Genomic DNA, 18,959 nt, shown 5'->3' with positions numbered 1-18,959 from the left:
CTTTTCGCGGGCATGTGCTGAGCTTCCTCGGGCTTAACAGCCCTGCGGGATCTCACCGATCATGTTCATCCCGCAGAAGTCTTCATCGTCCCCCTCCGGACCTGGCTAAATCTGAGACTCGAAACGGGCTCAAATTATCTCGAAACTGAGTCTTCAACTATCCGGCCCTATTGTTTAATAAGCCACTTATGACACTCGCTTAGTATAGCTTTTATGTAAGGAACAACGACAAAAAGAGCGCCTTATGAATTAAGAAAGGTGCTCTTTTGCCAGATCAATTTGGTTGTAGACTTGCTTAAAACCGGTAGCTCCTTCACTGACCCTTGCAGCCACGACTTGTTCGGGAGCCAGTTTATCATAGATATCTTCTTCAAATAGTTCAGAGAATTGCTTGTATTCATCCATCGTCAGATCAAGCAGATATTTGTTCTGATCGATCGCATAAAGCACAATTTTTCCAATCACTTCATGAGCCTGACGGAATGGAAGTCCTTTAACAGCCAGATAATCAGCGATATCTGTTGCGTTCGAGTAATCTTCCTTAACGGCCTGCTTCATATGGTCAGCTTTTACATCCATTGAATCAAGCATCGGAGCAAGTAAAGACAGGGCCCCTTCTAAGGTATCCACGGTATCAAACATACCTTCTTTATCTTCCTGCATGTCCTTGTTATACGCGAGCGGCAGTCCTTTCAATAACGTAAGCAGACCCATCAGATTTCCATAGATCCGCCCGGTTTTTCCCCGCAGCAGCTCGGGAACATCAGGGTTCTTCTTTTGCGGCATGATGCTTGACCCTGTGCAAAATTCATCATCTAGTTCAATAAAATCAAATTCCTGGCTGCTCCATAAAATAAGTTCTTCGGATAACCGGGAAATATGGGTGATCATAATAGAAGAAATGGATAAAAACTCTAAGATAAAATCCCGGTCACTCACGGCATCCAGAGAGTTCGGATAAGGTTTATCAAAACCGAGCGCATCGGCTGTCATCTGTCTGTCAATCGGGTAAGGTGTTCCAGCCAGAGCGGCCGCACCAAGCGGTGACCAATTAATACGTTTCACGCTGTCCTGGAGGCGTTCTTTATCCCGTTCAAACATCCAGAAGTAGGCGAGAAGATGGTGCCCGAAAGATACTGGCTGCGCCCGCTGCAGATGCGTGTATCCTGGAAGAATTGTCTCTACATGGGATTCAGCCTGATTCACAAGCGCCGTCTGTACTGCCTCGACCAGCTCGAGCAATCCATTGGTTTTTTCCCTTAAATAGAGATGCATATCCGTTGCTACCTGATCATTACGGCTTCTGCCTGTGTGGAGTTTTCCGCCAACAGGGCCAATTTCATCAATCAGCATTTTCTCGATATTCATATGGATATCTTCATCAGCTATTGAGTAATCAACATCCCCAGCCTGAATTTTCTTTTCAACCGCCTTTAAACCACCTTGAATCTCTTTCACTTCTTCTTGCGTTATAATGTCACACTTTCCAAGCATCTCCACATGAGCCAGGCTCCCCTGGATATCCTGAAGTGCCAATTTTTGATCAAAACCGATGGAAGAGGTGTACTCTTCCACCAGCTTATTGGTAGGTTTGGTAAAACGTCCTCCCCATAATTTACTCATGAACGGTCACCAGTTCCTGATCAAGGAGTTTCTTTCCTTTATGAACATCCGCATGTACTTTTGTCGGAAGTCCCCATAGTTTGATAAATCCAACCGCAGCATTATGGTCAAAAGCGTCATTTTTAGAATACGTGGAAAGCTCTTCGTTATAAAGGCTGACCGGAGATTTCTTGCCGATTACATTATGATGCCCTTTGAATAGCTTCACTTTCACCGTACCCGTTACCACCTGCTGAGTGGAGTCCACGAAAGCGGACAGAGCCGGCTGAAGTGGTGAATACCATAGTCCATCATAGATAATTTTAGCGAGCTGCTGATCGACACTTGTTTTATATTGAGAAACTTCTCTTGTGAGCGTCAGGAACTCAAGCTCCTTGTGCGCATTGATCAGAATCATCGCACCAGGATTCTCATACACTTCTCTTGATTTAATGCCGACGAGACGATTTTCGGTATGGTCGATTCTGCCGATTCCATGCTTGCCACCGAGTTCATTCAAATATTCAATCAGTGGAACAAGATCCATCTGTTTCCCGTTCAGACCGACAGGCTTTCCTTCAACAAAATCGATTTCGATTGTTTCAGCCTGATCCGGTGTTTTCTCCAATGGATTCGTCAACGCATAAGCCGCTTCCGGAGCTTCAGCCCATGGATCTTCGAGAACACCGGCTTCACAGGCACGTCCCCAGATGTTGGCATCAATTGAGAACGGGTTTTCTAAATTAACCGGTACCGGAATTCCTTTTTCTTCGGCATATTTAATTTGTTCGTCACGAGTCATTCCCCACTCACGGACAGGGGCAATTACTTCAAGCTCTGGATTCAGCGCCTGGATGGAAACCTCAAAACGCACCTGATCGTTTCCTTTTCCAGTACATCCATGAGCCACAGCAACTGCGCCTTCCTGTTCAGCTACTTCAACGAGAAGCTTGGAAATTAATGGACGAGACAGAGCGGACGATAAAGGATATTTCCCTTCATACAATGCGTTCGCTTTTAGGGCAGGCATTAGATATTCTTCAGCCAGGATTTCTTTCGCGTTAATCATGACCGCTTTAATGGCTCCCACGTCAAGCGCCTTCTGACGGATGGTTTCAAGATCCTTACCTTCTCCAACGTCCAGTCCAACAGCAATCACATCATAATCATATTTTTCCTGAATCCATTTTACTGAGATTGAAGTGTCCAATCCACCTGAATACGCTAATACTACTTTTGGTTTCGCCATAATAAATACCTCCTAAAAAATTGTAGAACATGTCTATTTTCCATAAAAAAATCCGCCTCTTATTTCTGGTAAGAGACGGATTCGGTTTTAACCATCCGCGGTGCCACTCTCATTGTCTATTAGATAGACCAACTCGAAACTGATAACGGGTGTTCCCGGAACCGGCTACTTATTCACCGATCTTCTCAGAAGTGCGTTTCTGTATAAATGAACCACCGGGCTTCCACCACCCCCGGCTCGCTGCTGCTTCCGTTTATACATACTCTCTTCGTCTGCGAATGTATTTTTATTATTTGATGTTTATAATTATACAAAAGTGAGTGAGGAAGTCAACAGGAAAACGGCAAAAAACTTAAATTTATAGAAAGTTAGTTAAATAGCCTATACATTTCATACCCTCTTAGACAGTAAAAAAAGCGACTGCATGGGCACAGTCACTTTTTATGCATATTAACTTATAAAAATAAACCCGATAACTCCGGCCATCGCCACATAAAACAGCATAGGAAGAAGAGTAATCCGAATAATCGCTCCTTCTTTCCCCACCAGACCGACAACGGAGGCTGCCGCTACTACGTTAACGACACAAATCATGTTGCCTGCGTTCGATCCGATGACCTGTAAAGCAACAACCTGCTGACCGCTTGCTCCAATTTGATCCGCTACACTGAATTGGAAAAGGGAGAACATCATATTACTGAATGTAGCACTCCCTGAGATAAATGAACCAAGGGCCCCTATAATAGGCGCAACAAGCGGCCACGCCCCTCCTACTCCCTCTGCAACAAGATTAGCGAGCTCCATAGGCATGCTCAGAAGACCAGCTCCATTGACTCCGGAATTGATGAAGATTCTTACCATCGGCACAGCGGTAAGTAAGGCAATAATCGTGCCAACCATAGAGCTTGCAGATACCTGCAGAGTTTTTTTAACCGCTTCTTTAGACATGCGGTGGTAAAAGACCGTAAGCAGGACAGCCATCACAAAAACCGTCCCAGGCAGGTACAGTGGTTCAAAGGCAGTGGATAAATTCGTTCCCAGGATATTTTCCCATTTCACTTCTACAGCTGTAAGCCAGGCTTTAAATGGCAGAACATTAACACGTGTCAGTACGAGTAGTACAGCCACAGCCACATAAGGAAGCCAGGCTTTGTAAAGAGGCATCGTCCGCTCATTGAGAGCAGCTGTCTCGCTTAGAGGTACTTCTCCTTTAAAAGTCCAAGGTTCTTTTGGAAGCAAGAACCCTTTCTTAGCAGCTGGAACGACAATCGTAAGACCAACCAGCCCCCCAATAATAGACGGAAACTCAGGTCCAAGGAAAGTAGCAACCATGAAGGCAGGGACCGTAAAGCTCAAGCCTGCAAAAATAGCAAACTTCCAAATAGCAAGTCCTTCGCGGAAAGAACGATTTTCACCGAATAATTTTGTAAGAATGATAACAAGAATCAGCGGAATGAAACTCCCGATAAATAGATCCATAAGTACCGCAGACTGAGCAACCTCTTGAATAAATCCTTCGAGCGGCTGATTTCCAAGACTAGCTTGTACCTGCTCGGCGACAGCATCTCCTTGCTTCAGTCCTTGATCAACACCAACGATCAGCGGAGTTCCTACAGCCCCAAAGGAAACTGCGCTGCTATCCGCAATTAATGATACGGCAACAGCAGCTAAAGGAGGAAAACCAAGCGTTAAAAGCAATGGAGCTGCAATGGCCGCAGGTGTTCCAAATCCTGCGGCTCCTTCTAAGAAAGACCCGAATAACCAGGCAATAATAATCACCTGAACGCGACGGTCCTCTGTAATTCCAGAAAAACCATTTCGAATGGAGTCCATGGCTCCGCTGTTACGTAAGGTATTCAGCAGTAAAATCGCCCCAAATACAATCCAGATAATCGAAATGGCTATCATAGCCCCCTCCATAGAAGCGGCTGCAATGCGAATAGCAGGAACCTTCCATATTACAAAAGCCAGCACGGCTACGATTCCAAGACTGATGGGCATAGCTGTGACCGCAGGAAGACGGAAGATTACAAGAAAGATAAATACAGCAAGTACAGGCATCAAAGCTGTTAAAATCTCTAAGAAAGTCAATAAGACCACCCTTTCAATAGTTCTCATTATAATAAATTTATAGATAAAACCATTGTCTGATTGTGAAATATTTCACAATCTATATATATTATAATATAAGGAATTGTTAATTCATAGGGTTGACTTTTAAAATAAATTTCCGATTGTATAAGACTCTGTTTCAGCCCTGCACGACGCCGTACCGGAAAGCGAATTGTCTCCCCCAGGACCGTCAACGTAAACAAGATCTCGAAACGAAGTCTTACTGTACACGGCCCGATTGTGGAATACCTTTTTATGATAATCGCCTACAGCTTTTTAGATAGCCTATTTTAAAAAGCTATGATTCCCTTTTTTCGTGCAGTCGTGTTATAATAATCAAAGTTAATTTAATAAAGTCTGTTTTTAAACAGGAGAGGTTCTAGCTACACCCTCTATAAAAAACTAAGGATGGAATCATACCTTGCCTTAGGTATGGTTTTTTTATGTTTTTGGGTGAGTGGAATTCTCTTTTTCTTTGCGAAAGGGGAATTTTTTTATGGAGAAAAATAATAAAGCGGTCGTTGTGTTCAGCGGCGGCCAGGATAGTACCACATGCCTGTTCTGGGCATTAAAAAAGTATGACGAAGTCCAGGTCGTCACGTTTGATTATAATCAGCGTCATAACGAGGAAATCGAGGTCGCCAAAGAAATTGCCAAGGACCTTAATGTTAAGCATCATGTCCTGGATATGTCTCTGCTTAATCAGCTTGCTCCTAATGCGCTGACGCGTGATGACATCGAGGTAACCGATGGAGAAGACGGTGGTCTTCCTTCTACATTCGTTCCAGGTCGAAATCTATTGTTCCTGTCTTTTGCTTCGATCTTGGCTAAACAGATTGGAGCGAAGCATGTGGTGACCGGAGTATGTGAAACGGACTTCAGCGGGTATCCTGACTGTCGTGACGTATTCATTAAGTCTTTAAATGTCACACTCAATCTATCCATGGATGATGAATTTGTCGTTCATACACCACTTATGTGGCTGGATAAAGCTCAAACGTGGGCACTTGCTGATGAACTCAATGCTTTCGAGTATGTGCGTGAAAAAACCTTAACTTGCTATCACGGTGTCCGCGGAGATGGATGCGGGGAGTGTCCGGCCTGTGAACTGCGGCAAAAAGGACTCGAAACCTATCTGGAGCAAGGCACCGGGGTGAATCAATAATGTATGGTTTTACCATCGTAGAGAATTTACAAAAAATTGATCAGGACATTAAACGCCACGAATTGAAGTACCATAAAAAACGCGTGATGGTCAGCAAAGAATTCACATTTGACGCTGCCCACCACCTCCACTGTTACGAAGGAAAATGTAAGAACCTTCACGGCCATACGTACCGGGTGGTGTTTGGAATCAGCGGATACGTGGATGATATTGGCATCGTGATCGACTTTGGAGATATTAAAGAAATTTGGAAAGAACAAATTGAAATCCATCTGGATCACCGCTATTTAAATGATACGCTCCCTAACATGAATACAACGGCGGAAAATATGGTCGTCTGGATTTATGAAAAAATGGCAGCCGCTCTTGAAGAGCGCTCTGAGGGACACCGGGTGGAATTCGTCAAGCTATATGAAACACCAACCAGCTTTGCGGAAGCAAGACGGGAGTGGATGGAGAATGAGTAAATTCCCTGTACTTGAAATCTTCGGTCCCACCATTCAGGGCGAAGGCATGGTGGTCGGGCGTAAAACCATGTTTGTTCGAACGGCAGGCTGTGATTACAGCTGCGCCTGGTGCGATTCTGCATTTACCTGGGATGGCAGTGCTAAAGAAGAGATTGAACGGCTGACGGCGAATGAAATCATGGATCGCTTATTAGAAACGGGCGGACGTCATTTTGACCACGTAACCATTTCCGGAGGCAACCCGGCGCTATTAGCTAAACTTGACGAATTAATCGAGCCCCTTCACGCCAGGGGCATTGAAGTAGCCCTTGAAACGCAGGGAAGCCGCTGGCAGGACTGGTTTCCTGAGATTGATGATTTAACCATATCGCCGAAGCCTCCAAGTTCGAAAATGAACACGAACTGGCAGATTCTAGACCAAATAATCGAACGGCTTCTGGAACAGGGACGTCTGCCAAACGTCAGCTTGAAAGTTGTCGTCTTCAATCATGAAGATCTGGCTTATGCTGAACGTGTCCATGAACGCTATCCGGATGTACCTTTTTTCCTTCAGGTAGGAAATGATGATTTAGAAGAAGATGCTCCTCCCGCTCTTGCAAGTCACCTGCTGGATCAGTACGAATGGTTGATTGATCAGGTCGTGGCATCTGAAAAGTTAAATCATGTCCGCGTACTGCCACAGGTGCACGCTCTGGTTTGGGGAAACAAACGCGGCGTCTAGCTATCTCTATAAACTAAAAATACAGCTCCCTATAAAAAAAGGTGTCCGACTTGGACACCTTTTTCTTATTTACCGTTATGATAATCTTTAACAACTAATGCGGCATGCACCGCTCCAGGAACGAAGAATATCATTGTAAGAACTAGGTTCAATAAAGCTTTTCCAGGTTTACCTGTAAATAACACCGCGATCGGCGGCAGGAATATTGCAAGAATATATAGTAACACGAGATCACTCCTTTCGCTTTCTATTTTTTTATACCCGAATTAAAGAGAAATATAACTATTCTGCCTGACGTCGTCTCTGATGGCACAAGGTAATCTCATAGGCAGTAATGCAGATAATCAGCCATGCGAGCCCTAACAGAAAGCCTGCAGAAATATCTGTAAAGAAATGAACTCCTAAATAGACACGGCTTGAACCAATCAGTAAAATGATCAGGATCAGCAGACTATTTATCACCCACTTCCATCCTCTATTCAGCCTGCTGATCGTAATTAAGTAAATAAGAAAGCCATAGAAAACAATTGCACCGGAGGAGTGACCGCTTGGAAAACTGGAGGTCGATCCGTGATAATCCCCTAAGAACTCAGGACGGCTACGATCAAACATCGATTTTAGTTCTTTGGTAAGTAAACTTACCCCTCCCATACTAATCATAAAGTAGACACCGAGCCAGCGGCTGAACGGGGAAAAAAATAAGAGATAAATAGCGAGAAGAAGCGATGCTGTAACCATAAAAGCAATCGAACCTGTATAGGTAATTAAATGGCTGATCTCCTTAAATAACGACGAGGAATTTTCTCTTACAACATCAAAAGCCTTCTGGTCAATGGCGAACTTTTCTTTTTGCAAAATTCCCTCTGCCAACTCCATAAATATATAAAAACTTCCACTTAAGAATATAAAACCTAACAATAGTAAACTAATTGATCCTTTCGTAAGATCCGAAATCTTAGTACCAGAAAATAACATACATACCACCTCAGCCAATTAATAATGTATTTCATGATGCAAAACTACAAAGCAAGAGCTCCTTTCTCAGGAGCCCTTGGTTACAAATATTACTTCAGACAAATTGTTCCGGTCACAAGACGCTTACGCTTGTGTTTTGGCTGTAGCTGATGACTTTTTACTAGCACTGCGCCGTCTTTGGTTCCAGAGGGTAACTTCAAGGGCTGCTATACAGATCATCAGCCAAGCTACGCCAAACAGGAAACCTGCCAGGATGTCCGTAAAGTAGTGAACTCCTAAATAGACACGGCTTAAGCCAACAAGCAGAATCAGAAGGCCTAATAAACTATTGATCAGCCACTTCCACCCTTTGTTCAAACGGCTGATCACGACTAAGTAGATAAGAAAGCCATAAAAAACCATTGAGCCTGAAGAGTGTCCGCTCGGAAAACTAAAGCCTGTGCCGTCGTAGGTTTCCAGTACTTCCGGGCGCTGACGTTCAAAGAGTAGTTTTAACCCTTTCGTGAGCGCACTAATTCCAATCATATTGACAATGAAATAGATACCCACCCACCGGCTGAATGGAGAAAGGAAAAGCAAATAGATAAGGAGTAATACGGACATTACGGTTATAACCGTTACAGACCCAGCCTCCGTAATCCATCCCCATAATTGGTCCAGTCCTGGCGAGCTGATGGAAGCCATTACATCAATCGCCCATTGGTCCACAGCGATTTTCTCTTTTTCGAGTACTTCATCCGCCAGTTCAAAGAAGAAATAGAAAGAGACACCCAGCGTAAGAAAACCAGCCAAAATAATAATGATAGACGCTTTGGAAAGGTCAGAGACTTTTGTTCCAGAAAATAACATAAATAGAAACACCTCAATTGTTTTTACTGCTATTTGATTCCCTTCCCTGTCTCTGTCAAAACCATGCTCTACCATGCGTCGTTAAGCTGAAAAAAGTTCCCAATTCGGGAACTTTTCAGACATTCATTCAATTGGAGACACTCTTTTCTTTTGTTCCTTGATAAGCAAATATTTTTCCGGTGAAAGAAGCCAGCACCTGCTGAAACAACATCCCCACTATAACCGGTACCGCTACCGGCGGCGGGAAGTAAGTAATCGCAATCACCGCGCCTCCGCTTATATTTCTCATTCCACTGTTAAAGGTAAGCGAAATAACACTGGCCCGGCCGATCTTCAGAAGCTTTCCCGTCAGGAATCCAATGAAGTAAGCAAGGATCGCGAGCATACAAACAACTACGCCAATTAATATGAGCTTTCCATTTATATTTTTAAAATAAGGAGCGACGGCTGAACTATTGATGGTAACGACCGCACCGATCCCAAGCTTAGTTACCGGAGAAAGGTTCGATTCCAGTTTTTCTGTGAATTCTTTTTCAGCGAATTGGTTAATAAGCATCCCCACAAGCGACGGAATGACAATCATCCAGAGCAGCCCGTTCATAATTTCCTGAACATTCATTTCCACCGCATTTCCGACAAGCATTTGCATTACAAAAGGTACAGCAAGTGGTGCAATCAGCGTATCGACAAGAATGATCGATAAAGTTATAACTACATTCCCTTTATAAATCGAAACCCAAATGAGCGTCGTAATCCCTGTAGGAATGACAAAAGATAGCACTAATCCAATCGTTGTATGAGCCCCGCTTCCGAAAATAAGCGTACCCACCCCGAGAGCAATCAGTGGCATCACTATATGTAGAACAATTATGCAGGCGATCATCGACACCGGGTGACGAAGCACCTTTTTCAAATCGGTGAAATTGGATCCCAGACTCCCTGCAAATGTCATAACGGCGAAGATCCATGGCACGAGAAAGACAAGCGAGTCAAACCAATCGGAAAACACAACTCCGATGACGACAGCTGAAGGTGTTAAGTAAGGCATGATCTTTTGCAGAAATTGATTGAAAGTGCGGATCATAAGATGGACTCCCCTGCTCATATAGTCGAGTTATTCTATTATAACGCGCGTGATTCAGGTGAGCATGGATTTAATCGGGCAGCAGCACTTCACTCCAGTTTCTCTGCACCCTTTTTGTCAATACGATAAGAACGGATTCCAGTTCCAAGATTGATCCCAATAAAAGCACCGATATAACTAGCTGGATCCATACCTCGATCTGTGTGAGGTAAAGTGAAATCGATCACAGCAGCTGTCACAAAGGCAGCGACCGCAAGTAAAAAAATGATGGTCACGCCGACTTTTTGCTGTTTTTTCCAAGTTTTCTCTCCAATCACTTCCCTTTCGTATTTGACCAGTTTCTGAGAGTCTTTAGTAGCTAAAATTTTCCCTGTTCTCATTTGGTACAAGCCCACCGCACCTATCATAAGAAATAAAAATCCGAGAAGCGAGAGCATTCCCTTAAAAGGAAAGCCCTGCGCTATATAGAAATCCATACCTAAAAATACGAGTACCACCGTGGCGTTTAATAGGATGAACTGCTTCAGTCGAAGTTTCCTTAACTCCTCTTTTTCGATCATAAACTTCACCTCTTTTCTTATATTACCAACCCTTGCTTATAACCCCAAATGATTATATTTTTCCCGAGACAAGCAAAAGGACTGTCAATGTAAGAGTTTTCACAAAACGTTATTCATAAAGACTCATTACTGATATAATAAATTTGCCTTGAAATACTTAAAAAAGGAGTTCCCTAATCTTATGAAGCCGAAAATTCAGGACGTGGCCAAGGTCGCGGGCGTCTCTCCTACCACAGTGTCCCGTGTTCTCAATGACCGGGGATACATCAGTCAAGATACAAAAGATAAAGTATTTGCGGCTATGGAAGAAATTAATTATATTCCTAATGACTTAGCTCGTTCCCTATATACTAGAAAAACCAATATTATTGGTCTAATTGTACCTACAACAAAGAATCCTTTTTTCGGGGAACTTGCAGCCGAAATCGAGAACTACTGCTCGCAAAAAGGATTAAAAGTATTGCTCTGTAATAGCGTAAATAATACAGATAAAGAAAAGAAATACTGGGAAATGCTGCGGCGCAACCAGGTCGATGGCGTCATTGTGGGAACATACAATAGAGGATTACTTGACTACGAACAGCACAACCTGCCTACCGTGGCCATTGACCACTATCTATCCAAAAACATCCCTGTAGTCGGATCCGACAACTATAAAGGCGGACAGTTGGCCGTAGAAAAGCTTATCGAGAAGGGATGCCGGCACATTATTCACTTAAACGGTCCTTATGATCTTGAAACTCCGGCGAACCTAAGGCGAAAAGCTTACGAAGATGTGATGAGTGAGAATAATTTGAAACATACCACCTATGAAATTCCAAGCTTTACTGAAACCGAGGAACAGGATGACATTATCAAGCAGATGTTTGATGAACAGCCAGACATAGACGGGGTCTTCGCGAGTGATGACCTGATTGCACTTGCCGTTATGCGCGAAGCAGAGAAAAGAAATCTGGCTATGCCGGAACAACTGAAGCTCATCGGCTACGATGGAACAGAAATTATTCGTACCATACACCCGGAGCTTACGACGCTCTGTCAGCCTATTCATCGAATTTCTAAAACGGCTGTTTCCCTGCTTGAACAGCAGATCGCAGGAACTAAGCCGGTAGCTCATGAAGAAATCAGACACGAAATCGATTTCTATCAAGGAAAAACGATTTAAAAAGGACAGCCCTGGGTACATTGACCAGGGCTGTCCTTCTTCATTATCTCTAATCCAGTACTTTCATTAATACCCATGTATCCACTTTTTCAACGTATGCCTCTGTACCCTCTGTATATACATTCACTCCTTTGTGACTGGATTCCGGGTAAATTCGACTAGTTATCCATGATCTCCCATTGGCTGTAAACACCTCGAGCGATGAAGCATCCATGAAAAGTCTGAGCGAAAGCTTGTCTTCCACTTCAATCTTTGTCTTACTGAGACCCTGAGGTGTTTTTCCGCCTGACCGGGTCGTGTCTACGACTAATTCACCTGCCGCTACATCGTAGTAAACGAGCGTATTCTCACTTCCATCCATAGAAGCTCGCAGCTCAAGCCCCACCCGTCCGGATGTCTGATTTTCCGGCAAAATAATATCCAAGTTAATTTCATAACTATGCTCCAGCCCACGGTGCTTATTCAAGTCATGACTTTTACCAGAAGACAGACTCAAGTTTTCCTCGAAGTGATGCTGTTCTCTCAGCACTTCCAGCTCTGGAACAGGCAAAAAACTAACGTCCTGATTCTCGTCCAAAAAAACCTGGCGAGGAATCGTCATGGCGCCTGACCAGCCTTCCGTTTTCGTAGGAAATTCCGTTTCCCACGTATCCATCCATGCTATTAGAATTCGCCTGCCTCTCTCATCTTCAAAGGTCTGAGCGGCATAAAAGTCAAAACCATCATCAATTTCTTTTACTGACTCAGGATGGAACTTCCCATTATCATAATCCATATCCCCTACCATAATCATGTTTTTACCGTCATCCATATTCATCGGAGAAGTGATCAGCATATGTTTATCATCAAGAGGAAACAAATCCGGACATTCCCACATATCCCCTTGAGTCCCGTCTCCTTCTAATGCGGCAGCTATATACGTCCAATTGACAAGGTCGGTTGATTTAAAGAGAGGAATTGCTCCATTTCCATTCCTACTGGAGCCGACGACCATATACCAGATCCCTTCATACTTCCACACTTTTGGATCTCTGAAGTCCTCAGAAAAATCAGCCGGAGGTCCTGAAATAATTGGATTTTGTTCATGTTTGGTAAAATGAATGCCATCCTCTGAAGAAGCCAGCGCCTGAATCTCTTTAGGAGATTTCCCTTCCACGTGGCCAGTGTAGATGAGACAAAGCTCGTCTCCATTCGACACCGCGCTTCCCGAAAAGCAGCCAACCTCTGTGTTCCCCTCTTCGTACTCATAGTCTTCAGAGGGAGCTAAGGCTAAAGGTTCGTGCTTCCAGTGAACCAGATCAGTGCTTGTCGCGTGACCCCAGTGCATCGGTCCCCAATCAACGCCATAGGGGTAATGCTGATAGAATAAGTGATAAACACCTTTATGCTGGATAAGTCCATTAGGGTCATTAATCCAGGAAGATGGAGCCATAAAATGATAGAACAATCGGTACTGGGAATCTTTTAAATCTTCTGTTCGGTTCTGAACGGCTTGAGTAGCTTCATTCACTTTATTATCATGTTTCTGATTGATGATTGTCATCTTAAATCCTCCAATTGTGCTAACCGGTTGGCATACACGTCAAATTTTTTACTTACTTCCGGTACCTGAACTGCCCAGTCCTTGAAGCAGGTATTTCTGAGCGAAAACGTAAACAAAGATTAGTGGAATCGTAGAAATCGTGAGAATCGCCATAATCTGATTGGTAAAAACCGGCTGGGTTGAATTAATATTCGTAATCGCTACCTGGAGGGGAAATTTATCTCCATCGGTTAAAATCATCAGTGGCCAAATATAGTCATTCCAGCTTGCGATAAACGAAAGCGTCCCAACCGTGGCAATTGCCGGCTTAGACATCGGCATCATAATTCTCCAGAAAATCGACCAGTTGCTTGCCCCTTCAATTCTCGCTGATTCAATAATCGAATTAGGAACAGCGATAAAGAAGTTCCGGAACAAATAAATAAAGAACGCATTGGCGATCATTGGAAGAACAACGGCCAGACGACTGTTCACGAGTCCAAGATTATGGATTATCGTAAATTGCGTGATAATTACGGTTTCAACAGGCAAAATTAACATGGCAAGCAGTAAACTGAACAAAAGATTCTTTCCGAAGAATTGGAACTTGGCGAACGCATAGCCAGCCATCCCATTTATAAATATGGACCCGACTGTAACAATAGCTGCATACAAAATACTGTTAAACAAGTAACCTAGTATATCGAAACGCGCAAACAGCTCTGAATAGGAACTCAGCCATTGAGACAATTCAAAAGAAGGAAGCAGAGCTTGAATACTGTCTAAATCCTGATAGATGCTTTCTTCCGGTTTCATGGAAGAGGAAATCATCCATATTAATGGAAAAACGAATATAGAAGCTAGAAGGATAAGTAGTATAGTTTTAATGACTTTCTTAACTCCCTGCATTTTAAATATCCTCCTTCGCAAGTTTGCGCTGCAAGAATGAAACGATGGCGATCAATAAGCCGAAGACAACCGTCATGGCACTTGCATAACCTACTAATCGATCAGTAAAACCGGTCTGATAAATATAAAAGATTGGTGTCATTGTTGAATTCAGCGGACCACCCTGCGTCATAATCATCGGCTGAATAATTAATTTAAACGCAGCGATCAGCGTTGTGAAAATAATCAGAGTCGTCGTTGGTCTTAGCAGCGGCAGTGTCACATGAAGAAAGCTCTGCCAGCGGTTCGCTCCGTCAATTTTAGCCGCTTCATACACTTCCCTTGAAATATTCTGAAGACCTGCCAGGAAAATTAACATCTGATACCCGGCCCCTTGCCAAGCTGATACAAATACGAGTACATAAATAGCTTGTTTAGGACTCGTCAAAAATGGCTGGGCATCTATACCAACGGTCTGGAGAATGGAATTGATAAGACCATCGGTTGGGTTTAATAAATATAGCCAGAGTACAGATACAACAACTAAAGACATAACCACCGGTGAAAAGAAAGCAATCTTTAAGAAGATGTTCCCTTTTCTATTTTTGTTAATTAACAGGGCCAGTCCTAGAGCCGTACCTACTTGAACGATAATAATACAAACTACAAAGACCACAATGTTCTGTAGACTCCTCATGAAAACGGGGTCCGTAAAGAGTTCTACGAAGTTGCTGAACCCTACAAATTCACGCTTATCCGGGGTAAGTAAATAATAATCAGTAAACGCGTAATAAATAGTCAGAATCGCAGGGAGAAACAGGAAAATCCCTAAAAGTATAATCGCCGGCAGCATAAAGTACAGTGGCTGCAAATGGAAATTCAAGGCATGTAAACTGAACTTACTCTTCTTTTTACGATCCGCATACTGGTTTGTCGCTTCCATTTTATTAATTCCTCCTGTCTATAGCTGTCTGCATTTCTCTGGCTTTTTGATCGAGCAAATCTCTCATTTCTTCAGTAGTTTCATAGTATGCAAGTCCGGTCAGTGTCTGCTGAAATGCCCGGGTAACTTGCGGGTACGCTGGTACAATAGGACGTGGATGAGCAGACGCTGTATTCTGTTCAATTAGCGTACTCATTTGAGGGGAAACCTGCCCCTCCAGCTCTTCTGCGGCTGAATGCCTTGCCGGAAGTACTCCATTACCTAAACTGATATCCACCATGGCTTCGGTAGTGGTCATAAAATCAATCAAGGCTCCGGCAGCCTCTTTATTGTCTGTCCCTTGAGTCATCGCGTACTGCCAGCTTCCAGAAGGCGAAACAAGCTCGTTTGTTTCTGGTGACGTCGGGTACGGCATGATGCCATAGTCTAGATCATCATAGCTCGTTTCAATCTGCTGGATGGTCCAGGACCCGCTCATCAACATTGGGTATTTACCGGTGAGGAAGCCGTTCTCTGACGGGGACAAAGTCGTATAGCCTTTATTTAACATCTCCTGTACAAAATTTAATGCCTCCATCGTTTTTTGACTGTTGAAATAACCCAGTGCATTTCCTTCATCTGAAATAACTTGACCGCCATTTGACCAAATAAAAGGAGTAAAAGCATACATTAACCACTCATTCTGGCTATTCAACATCATGTCTATCGCAGGCACCTCATAAGTTTCCGTCAGTTTCTTAGACAATTCCATAAACCTTTCCCAGTCCCAGGGATTTTCTATGGTGGGTAAAGCATCCATATCAATACCTGCTTCTTTAAACATTTCTTTATTGTAATAAATACCTACTCCGGATTCTGAATAACCAACCGCATAAAGTTTACCTTTATACGTTCCCTGATTAATAATGCTGTCTAATAAATCTTCTTTGTTTGAAATGTACTCGCCTAACGGAGCAATAATTTCAGCTTCCGCGTAAGCGGCAGTATTTGGGCCGTCCAGTGTTAATAAATCGGGCAGCGTCCCTGTAGAAACAGCAGCATTAATTTTATCCTCGTATCCGCCTCCTCCACCGCCCCGGGGAATGAATTGAATTTCTGCCTGATACGTACCTTCATATTCTTCATTAAAACTGTCTACTGTCTCCTGCATGACTTCACCTTCAGCGGTTTCACTGGATGTGTGAACCCATATGTCCACAGTATTCTTATCTTTCGAGCTGCTTTCCTCCCCGCAGCCTGCAAGGAATAAAGAGAGCACTAACAAACTCGCAAAAACGGCCAACCTCATCATCCATCTCCTCCTTTTGAAAACGTTTACTTTAAATGAATTGTACTCCTGGTCTCCTCATATGTCAACCGGATGACATATACTTTTTATCAGTCTTAGCTCTTAAGATCAAACTAAGAATATAATTTTTCGAATTAAAAAAGCTCCCTACACAAGTAGAGAGCTTTCAAAACCACCAGTCACTATACGGCAGAATATTTAGTTACAAAGTCACGAGATATCAAGTTAAACTGTGATGATTGTTCAATATTGCATACGTGACCGCATTTTTCCAATATTGTTAATTCCGCTGCCTCTTCCTTACGTGCGTGTTTTACAATTCCCTGTAAAAACATATGATCCTCATCACCTGAGATATACAGCTTTGGAATTTTGTTTACCTGCTGCTTCAATTTCGAATAGATCTGGTGCGCATCTTTTACAATATAGAGCCAGCGGAGGTAAGAATTCTTACCGAGTTTCAATGCTTCTCTAATAAAGAAATCCCTGGATTTCTTATGATTTCTTTTCGGCATTAAAATGTGAGCGAAACTCACAAAAGGGACCATATAAGGAAGCATATTCCGAATAGGAAAAGAAAGCACGACCTTCCCAAGCGTCTCTCCCCACCATAACCAGCGGCCAACCGCACCGGATAAGACCATGGATTTGATCCGCTTCGGAAACTTCATGGCCAGGTCCTGAATAACGATTGTTCCGAGCGACACACCTATGAGGTGGACCTGGTGAATATGAAGACGGTCAAGCAGTTCAACGACTTTCCTGCTCGTATAGTCCAAGATATTTTCATCATTTGTCAGATCAGGAGACTTACCATGACCAGGTAAATCTATAAACAATAGATTATAATCTGGTTTAAAGTACTCAATCTGACGGTTGAATATCGAATAATTTCCGCCAAACCCGTGAAAAAACACAATCCAATCTTTCTTTTCACTATTAATATAAGCTTCATAATGTAAAGAAGTCTTTTTGAAGTTCAACATAGATGCATCCGTACTTTCTTTTTAAATATTAGGCTTATCTGCCCGCGATAATCGTCTTAAGCACCGTAGAATTTAGGTCGAGAGGCTGATTACCGTTCTTCTTTAAAAGTTCCTGTGTATTGGAGTCATCGAACGTTAACGTCTTATCCAGGTACTGATGAAATACTTTCATAGGCTCATTAAACCTGAGTTCCTGTTCGGTGAGTTCTCCTTGATAATCCGTCGGCACAAGCTGCACATTATAAAAATTTAACTCTCTCTTCAAAGCTTCGAAGACCACCTGGTTGCTCGGGGGGTTCGAATTCGTAATGTGATAAATTTTTTTATTATCTGCGTGGGTAAGTCCTGCTGTCAGTACATCCACTACATAATCAATGGGTACAATATTTTGAGCCGTATCCCTATTACATAAGAACTTAATCTTATTGTCAGGAGAGGTCTTTTGGCGATCCAATCTCTTTTTCATAATCTCAAAACTTCTCATAACACCGTATAAAGCAAACGTTGTATCGGCTTCCCCTGTCTCGGAATCCCCTACGATAATCGATGGACGGAAAATGTTCACATTAAAGAACTCTTCATAACTGAAAACTAAATGTTCCGCCTCACATTTACTTTTCTCATAATAGTTCACAAAAGGATTATCTAACGGGTGCAGCTCCTCTTCAGCATGAAGCTGGTCCCCAAGAGTGTAGGCTGTACTTACGTGGAAAAAGCGTTTCACGCGAATGTGCCTGGATAAATCCAGGATACGCTTTGTCCCATTTACGTTAATATCAAAAAGCTGTTCTTTTTCAGTGTCGTCAAAAGAAAGATAAGCAGCGATATGATAAACCGTATCAATCGTGTCTTTTAATTCTTCCATTGCTTCCTCTGAAACACCAACGTTCTCCTTCCCAATGTTGCCTTTCACAACCGTCAATTCCGGCTGCAAAGCAGTTGGTACGGATTCCATCAGGTTTTCAGATTTTTTCTCATTCCGCGCCAGCGCATATACGGAATGACCTTCCTGAAGTAACCGGATGGTTAACTGTTTCCCAAGAAATCCTGTGGCACCAGTTAAAAGTATATTCATGTTGCTCACCCACCTAAACCATCTATTTGTAAAAAACATCCACTTGTCAAGAAATTTGCATCTAGGTAAAAGTTTAGCATAAATAAGAGGGATAAACATCTTTTAAGACCAATGCTATAAATTGGAACTCCACGCACTCTAAAAAAGGGCGTACTTTCCAAAAAGTACGCCCTCATAAGTATCGTGATTTAGTTAACAAGCCGGCTATGTCCTTCCCAGAACGATTTACGAATGATTACTTTTTGTATTTTCCCTGACGCCGTTTTAGGCAGTTCATCAATAAACGTAATGCTTTTCGGTGCTTTAAA

18 protein-coding genes, 1 riboswitch and 1 other annotated feature are annotated in these 18,959 nt (G+C 42.9%); of the genes, 4 read left to right on the top strand and 14 right to left on the bottom strand.

Translation table 11 applies throughout. The features are described from left to right. Nucleotides 1-249: 249 nt before the first annotated feature. The 3 genes from argH to WAM07_RS13500 all read right to left on the bottom strand — a co-directional run bounded on the left by argH (nucleotide 250) and on the right by WAM07_RS13500 (nucleotide 4,942). Nucleotides 250-1,623, bottom strand: coding sequence for an argininosuccinate lyase (gene argH / locus WAM07_RS13510; RefSeq protein ID WP_422167640.1), 1,374 nt, complete (start codon nucleotides 1,621-1,623; stop codon nucleotides 250-252). Further along, nucleotides 1,616-2,851, bottom strand: a complete 1,236-nt coding sequence (locus WAM07_RS13505) for an argininosuccinate synthase (protein WP_422167638.1) — start codon at nucleotides 2,849-2,851, stop codon at nucleotides 1,616-1,618. Before WAM07_RS13505 ends, argH begins: the two co-directional genes overlap by 8 nt. A gap of 68 nt (nucleotides 2,852-2,919) precedes the next feature. Continuing rightward, nucleotides 2,920-3,135, bottom strand: a binding site (T-box leader). 166 nt (nucleotides 3,136-3,301) lie between these two features. Further along, nucleotides 3,302-4,942, bottom strand: a complete 1,641-nt coding sequence (locus WAM07_RS13500) for an L-lactate permease (protein ID WP_422167637.1) — start codon at nucleotides 4,940-4,942, stop codon at nucleotides 3,302-3,304. 388 nt (nucleotides 4,943-5,330) lie between these two features. Further along, nucleotides 5,331-5,375, top strand: a riboswitch (PreQ1 riboswitch). Between the two features lie 84 nt (nucleotides 5,376-5,459). On the opposite strand from WAM07_RS13500, the gene queC reads away from it, so the two are divergent. Genes queC through queE form a run of 3 tightly spaced genes read left to right on the top strand, consistent with a single transcriptional unit; the run spans nucleotide 5,460 to nucleotide 7,316 of the window. Continuing rightward, on the top strand, nucleotides 5,460-6,128 hold the full coding sequence (gene queC, locus WAM07_RS13495; RefSeq protein WP_422167635.1) for a 7-cyano-7-deazaguanine synthase QueC: 669 nt from the start codon (nucleotides 5,460-5,462) through the stop codon (nucleotides 6,126-6,128). Beyond that, nucleotides 6,128-6,595, top strand: a complete 468-nt coding sequence (queD, locus tag WAM07_RS13490; protein ID WP_422167634.1) for a 6-carboxytetrahydropterin synthase QueD — start codon at nucleotides 6,128-6,130, stop codon at nucleotides 6,593-6,595. Before queC ends, queD begins: the two co-directional genes overlap by 1 nt. Next, a complete protein-coding gene (gene queE, locus WAM07_RS13485) occupies nucleotides 6,588-7,316 on the top strand; it encodes a 7-carboxy-7-deazaguanine synthase QueE (protein ID WP_422167632.1) in 729 nt (242 codons plus the stop codon). The genes queD and queE overlap by 8 nt, the downstream gene beginning before the upstream one ends. Before the next feature lie 65 nt (nucleotides 7,317-7,381). Here the strand turns inward: queE and WAM07_RS13480 are convergent, their stop codons facing one another. The 5 genes from WAM07_RS13480 to WAM07_RS13460 form a co-directional block, all read right to left on the bottom strand. After that, a complete protein-coding gene (locus tag WAM07_RS13480; protein WP_014642271.1) occupies nucleotides 7,382-7,543 on the bottom strand; it encodes a YqaE/Pmp3 family membrane protein in 162 nt (53 codons plus the stop codon). A gap of 55 nt (nucleotides 7,544-7,598) precedes the next feature. Beyond that, the gene (locus tag WAM07_RS13475; RefSeq protein ID WP_422167630.1) at nucleotides 7,599-8,291 is read right to left on the bottom strand and encodes a phosphatase PAP2 family protein; all 693 of its coding nucleotides are present in this window, start codon (nucleotides 8,289-8,291) and stop codon (nucleotides 7,599-7,601) included. 123 nt (nucleotides 8,292-8,414) lie between these two features. Next, nucleotides 8,415-9,140 (bottom strand): phosphatase PAP2 family protein, encoded by a 726-nt coding sequence (locus WAM07_RS13470; RefSeq protein ID WP_422167628.1) that lies wholly within the window; start codon nucleotides 9,138-9,140, stop codon nucleotides 8,415-8,417. Between the two features lie 127 nt (nucleotides 9,141-9,267). Next, complete coding sequence (locus WAM07_RS13465) at nucleotides 9,268-10,224, bottom strand: bile acid:sodium symporter family protein (protein WP_422167626.1); 957 nt, start codon at nucleotides 10,222-10,224, stop codon at nucleotides 9,268-9,270. Between the two features lie 89 nt (nucleotides 10,225-10,313). Continuing rightward, nucleotides 10,314-10,784: a hypothetical protein gene (locus tag WAM07_RS13460; RefSeq protein ID WP_422167624.1), complete on the bottom strand. Its 471-nt coding sequence runs from the start codon at nucleotides 10,782-10,784 to the stop codon at nucleotides 10,314-10,316. Between the two features lie 181 nt (nucleotides 10,785-10,965). Between WAM07_RS13460 and WAM07_RS13455 the strand changes: the two genes are divergently transcribed. Continuing rightward, the gene (locus WAM07_RS13455) at nucleotides 10,966-11,949 is read left to right on the top strand and encodes a LacI family DNA-binding transcriptional regulator (protein ID WP_422167622.1); all 984 of its coding nucleotides are present in this window, start codon (nucleotides 10,966-10,968) and stop codon (nucleotides 11,947-11,949) included. Between the two features lie 49 nt (nucleotides 11,950-11,998). On the opposite strand, the gene WAM07_RS13450 is transcribed toward WAM07_RS13455, so the two are convergent. From WAM07_RS13450 to WAM07_RS13425, 6 genes are all read right to left on the bottom strand, one after another. Beyond that, nucleotides 11,999-13,492, bottom strand: coding sequence for a glycoside hydrolase family 32 protein (locus tag WAM07_RS13450; RefSeq protein WP_422167621.1), 1,494 nt, complete (start codon nucleotides 13,490-13,492; stop codon nucleotides 11,999-12,001). A gap of 48 nt (nucleotides 13,493-13,540) precedes the next feature. Then, a complete protein-coding gene (locus WAM07_RS13445) occupies nucleotides 13,541-14,380 on the bottom strand; it encodes a carbohydrate ABC transporter permease (protein WP_422167619.1) in 840 nt (279 codons plus the stop codon). A 1-nt stretch (nucleotide 14,381) separates the two neighbouring features. Beyond that, nucleotides 14,382-15,302: a carbohydrate ABC transporter permease gene (locus WAM07_RS13440; protein WP_422167617.1), complete on the bottom strand. Its 921-nt coding sequence runs from the start codon at nucleotides 15,300-15,302 to the stop codon at nucleotides 14,382-14,384. Between the two features lie 4 nt (nucleotides 15,303-15,306). Beyond that, nucleotides 15,307-16,593: an ABC transporter substrate-binding protein gene (locus WAM07_RS13435; RefSeq protein WP_422167615.1), complete on the bottom strand. Its 1,287-nt coding sequence runs from the start codon at nucleotides 16,591-16,593 to the stop codon at nucleotides 15,307-15,309. A 179-nt stretch (nucleotides 16,594-16,772) separates the two neighbouring features. Beyond that, on the bottom strand, nucleotides 16,773-17,576 hold the full coding sequence (locus tag WAM07_RS13430; protein WP_422167613.1) for an alpha/beta fold hydrolase: 804 nt from the start codon (nucleotides 17,574-17,576) through the stop codon (nucleotides 16,773-16,775). A 34-nt stretch (nucleotides 17,577-17,610) separates the two neighbouring features. Continuing rightward, entirely contained in the window at nucleotides 17,611-18,651 is a 1,041-nt protein-coding gene (locus WAM07_RS13425; RefSeq protein WP_422167611.1) for an SDR family NAD(P)-dependent oxidoreductase, read from the bottom strand. Nucleotides 18,652-18,959 lie beyond the last annotated feature (308 nt).

This window comes from Halobacillus sp., assembly GCF_049282395.1.
In the GTDB taxonomy this organism is placed as follows: domain Bacteria; phylum Bacillota; class Bacilli; order Bacillales; family Halobacillaceae; genus Halobacillus.
This window is presented reverse-complemented; position numbering and strand designations above follow the sequence as displayed.

Coding starts and splice junctions, on each gene's coding strand:
- queE (WP_422167632.1), top strand. CDS start 6,588: ATGAGTAAATTCCCTGTACTTGAAATCTTCGGTCCCACCATTCAGGGC.
- WAM07_RS13470 (WP_422167628.1), bottom strand. CDS start 9,140: ATGTTATTTTCTGGAACAAAAGTCTCTGACCTTTCCAAAGCGTCTATC.
- WAM07_RS13465 (WP_422167626.1), bottom strand. CDS start 10,224: ATGATCCGCACTTTCAATCAATTTCTGCAAAAGATCATGCCTTACTTA.
- queC (WP_422167635.1), top strand. CDS start 5,460: ATGGAGAAAAATAATAAAGCGGTCGTTGTGTTCAGCGGCGGCCAGGAT.
- queD (WP_422167634.1), top strand. CDS start 6,128: ATGTATGGTTTTACCATCGTAGAGAATTTACAAAAAATTGATCAGGAC.
- WAM07_RS13455 (WP_422167622.1), top strand. CDS start 10,966: ATGAAGCCGAAAATTCAGGACGTGGCCAAGGTCGCGGGCGTCTCTCCT.
- WAM07_RS13425 (WP_422167611.1), bottom strand. CDS start 18,651: ATGAATATACTTTTAACTGGTGCCACAGGATTTCTTGGGAAACAGTTA.
- WAM07_RS13430 (WP_422167613.1), bottom strand. CDS start 17,576: ATGTTGAACTTCAAAAAGACTTCTTTACATTATGAAGCTTATATTAAT.
- WAM07_RS13440 (WP_422167617.1), bottom strand. CDS start 15,302: ATGGAAGCGACAAACCAGTATGCGGATCGTAAAAAGAAGAGTAAGTTC.
- argH (WP_422167640.1), bottom strand. CDS start 1,623: ATGAGTAAATTATGGGGAGGACGTTTTACCAAACCTACCAATAAGCTG.
- WAM07_RS13435 (WP_422167615.1), bottom strand. CDS start 16,593: ATGATGAGGTTGGCCGTTTTTGCGAGTTTGTTAGTGCTCTCTTTATTC.
- WAM07_RS13475 (WP_422167630.1), bottom strand. CDS start 8,291: ATGTTATTTTCTGGTACTAAGATTTCGGATCTTACGAAAGGATCAATT.
- WAM07_RS13505 (WP_422167638.1), bottom strand. CDS start 2,851: ATGGCGAAACCAAAAGTAGTATTAGCGTATTCAGGTGGATTGGACACT.
- WAM07_RS13445 (WP_422167619.1), bottom strand. CDS start 14,380: ATGCAGGGAGTTAAGAAAGTCATTAAAACTATACTACTTATCCTTCTA.
- WAM07_RS13460 (WP_422167624.1), bottom strand. CDS start 10,784: ATGATCGAAAAAGAGGAGTTAAGGAAACTTCGACTGAAGCAGTTCATC.
- WAM07_RS13450 (WP_422167621.1), bottom strand. CDS start 13,492: ATGACAATCATCAATCAGAAACATGATAATAAAGTGAATGAAGCTACT.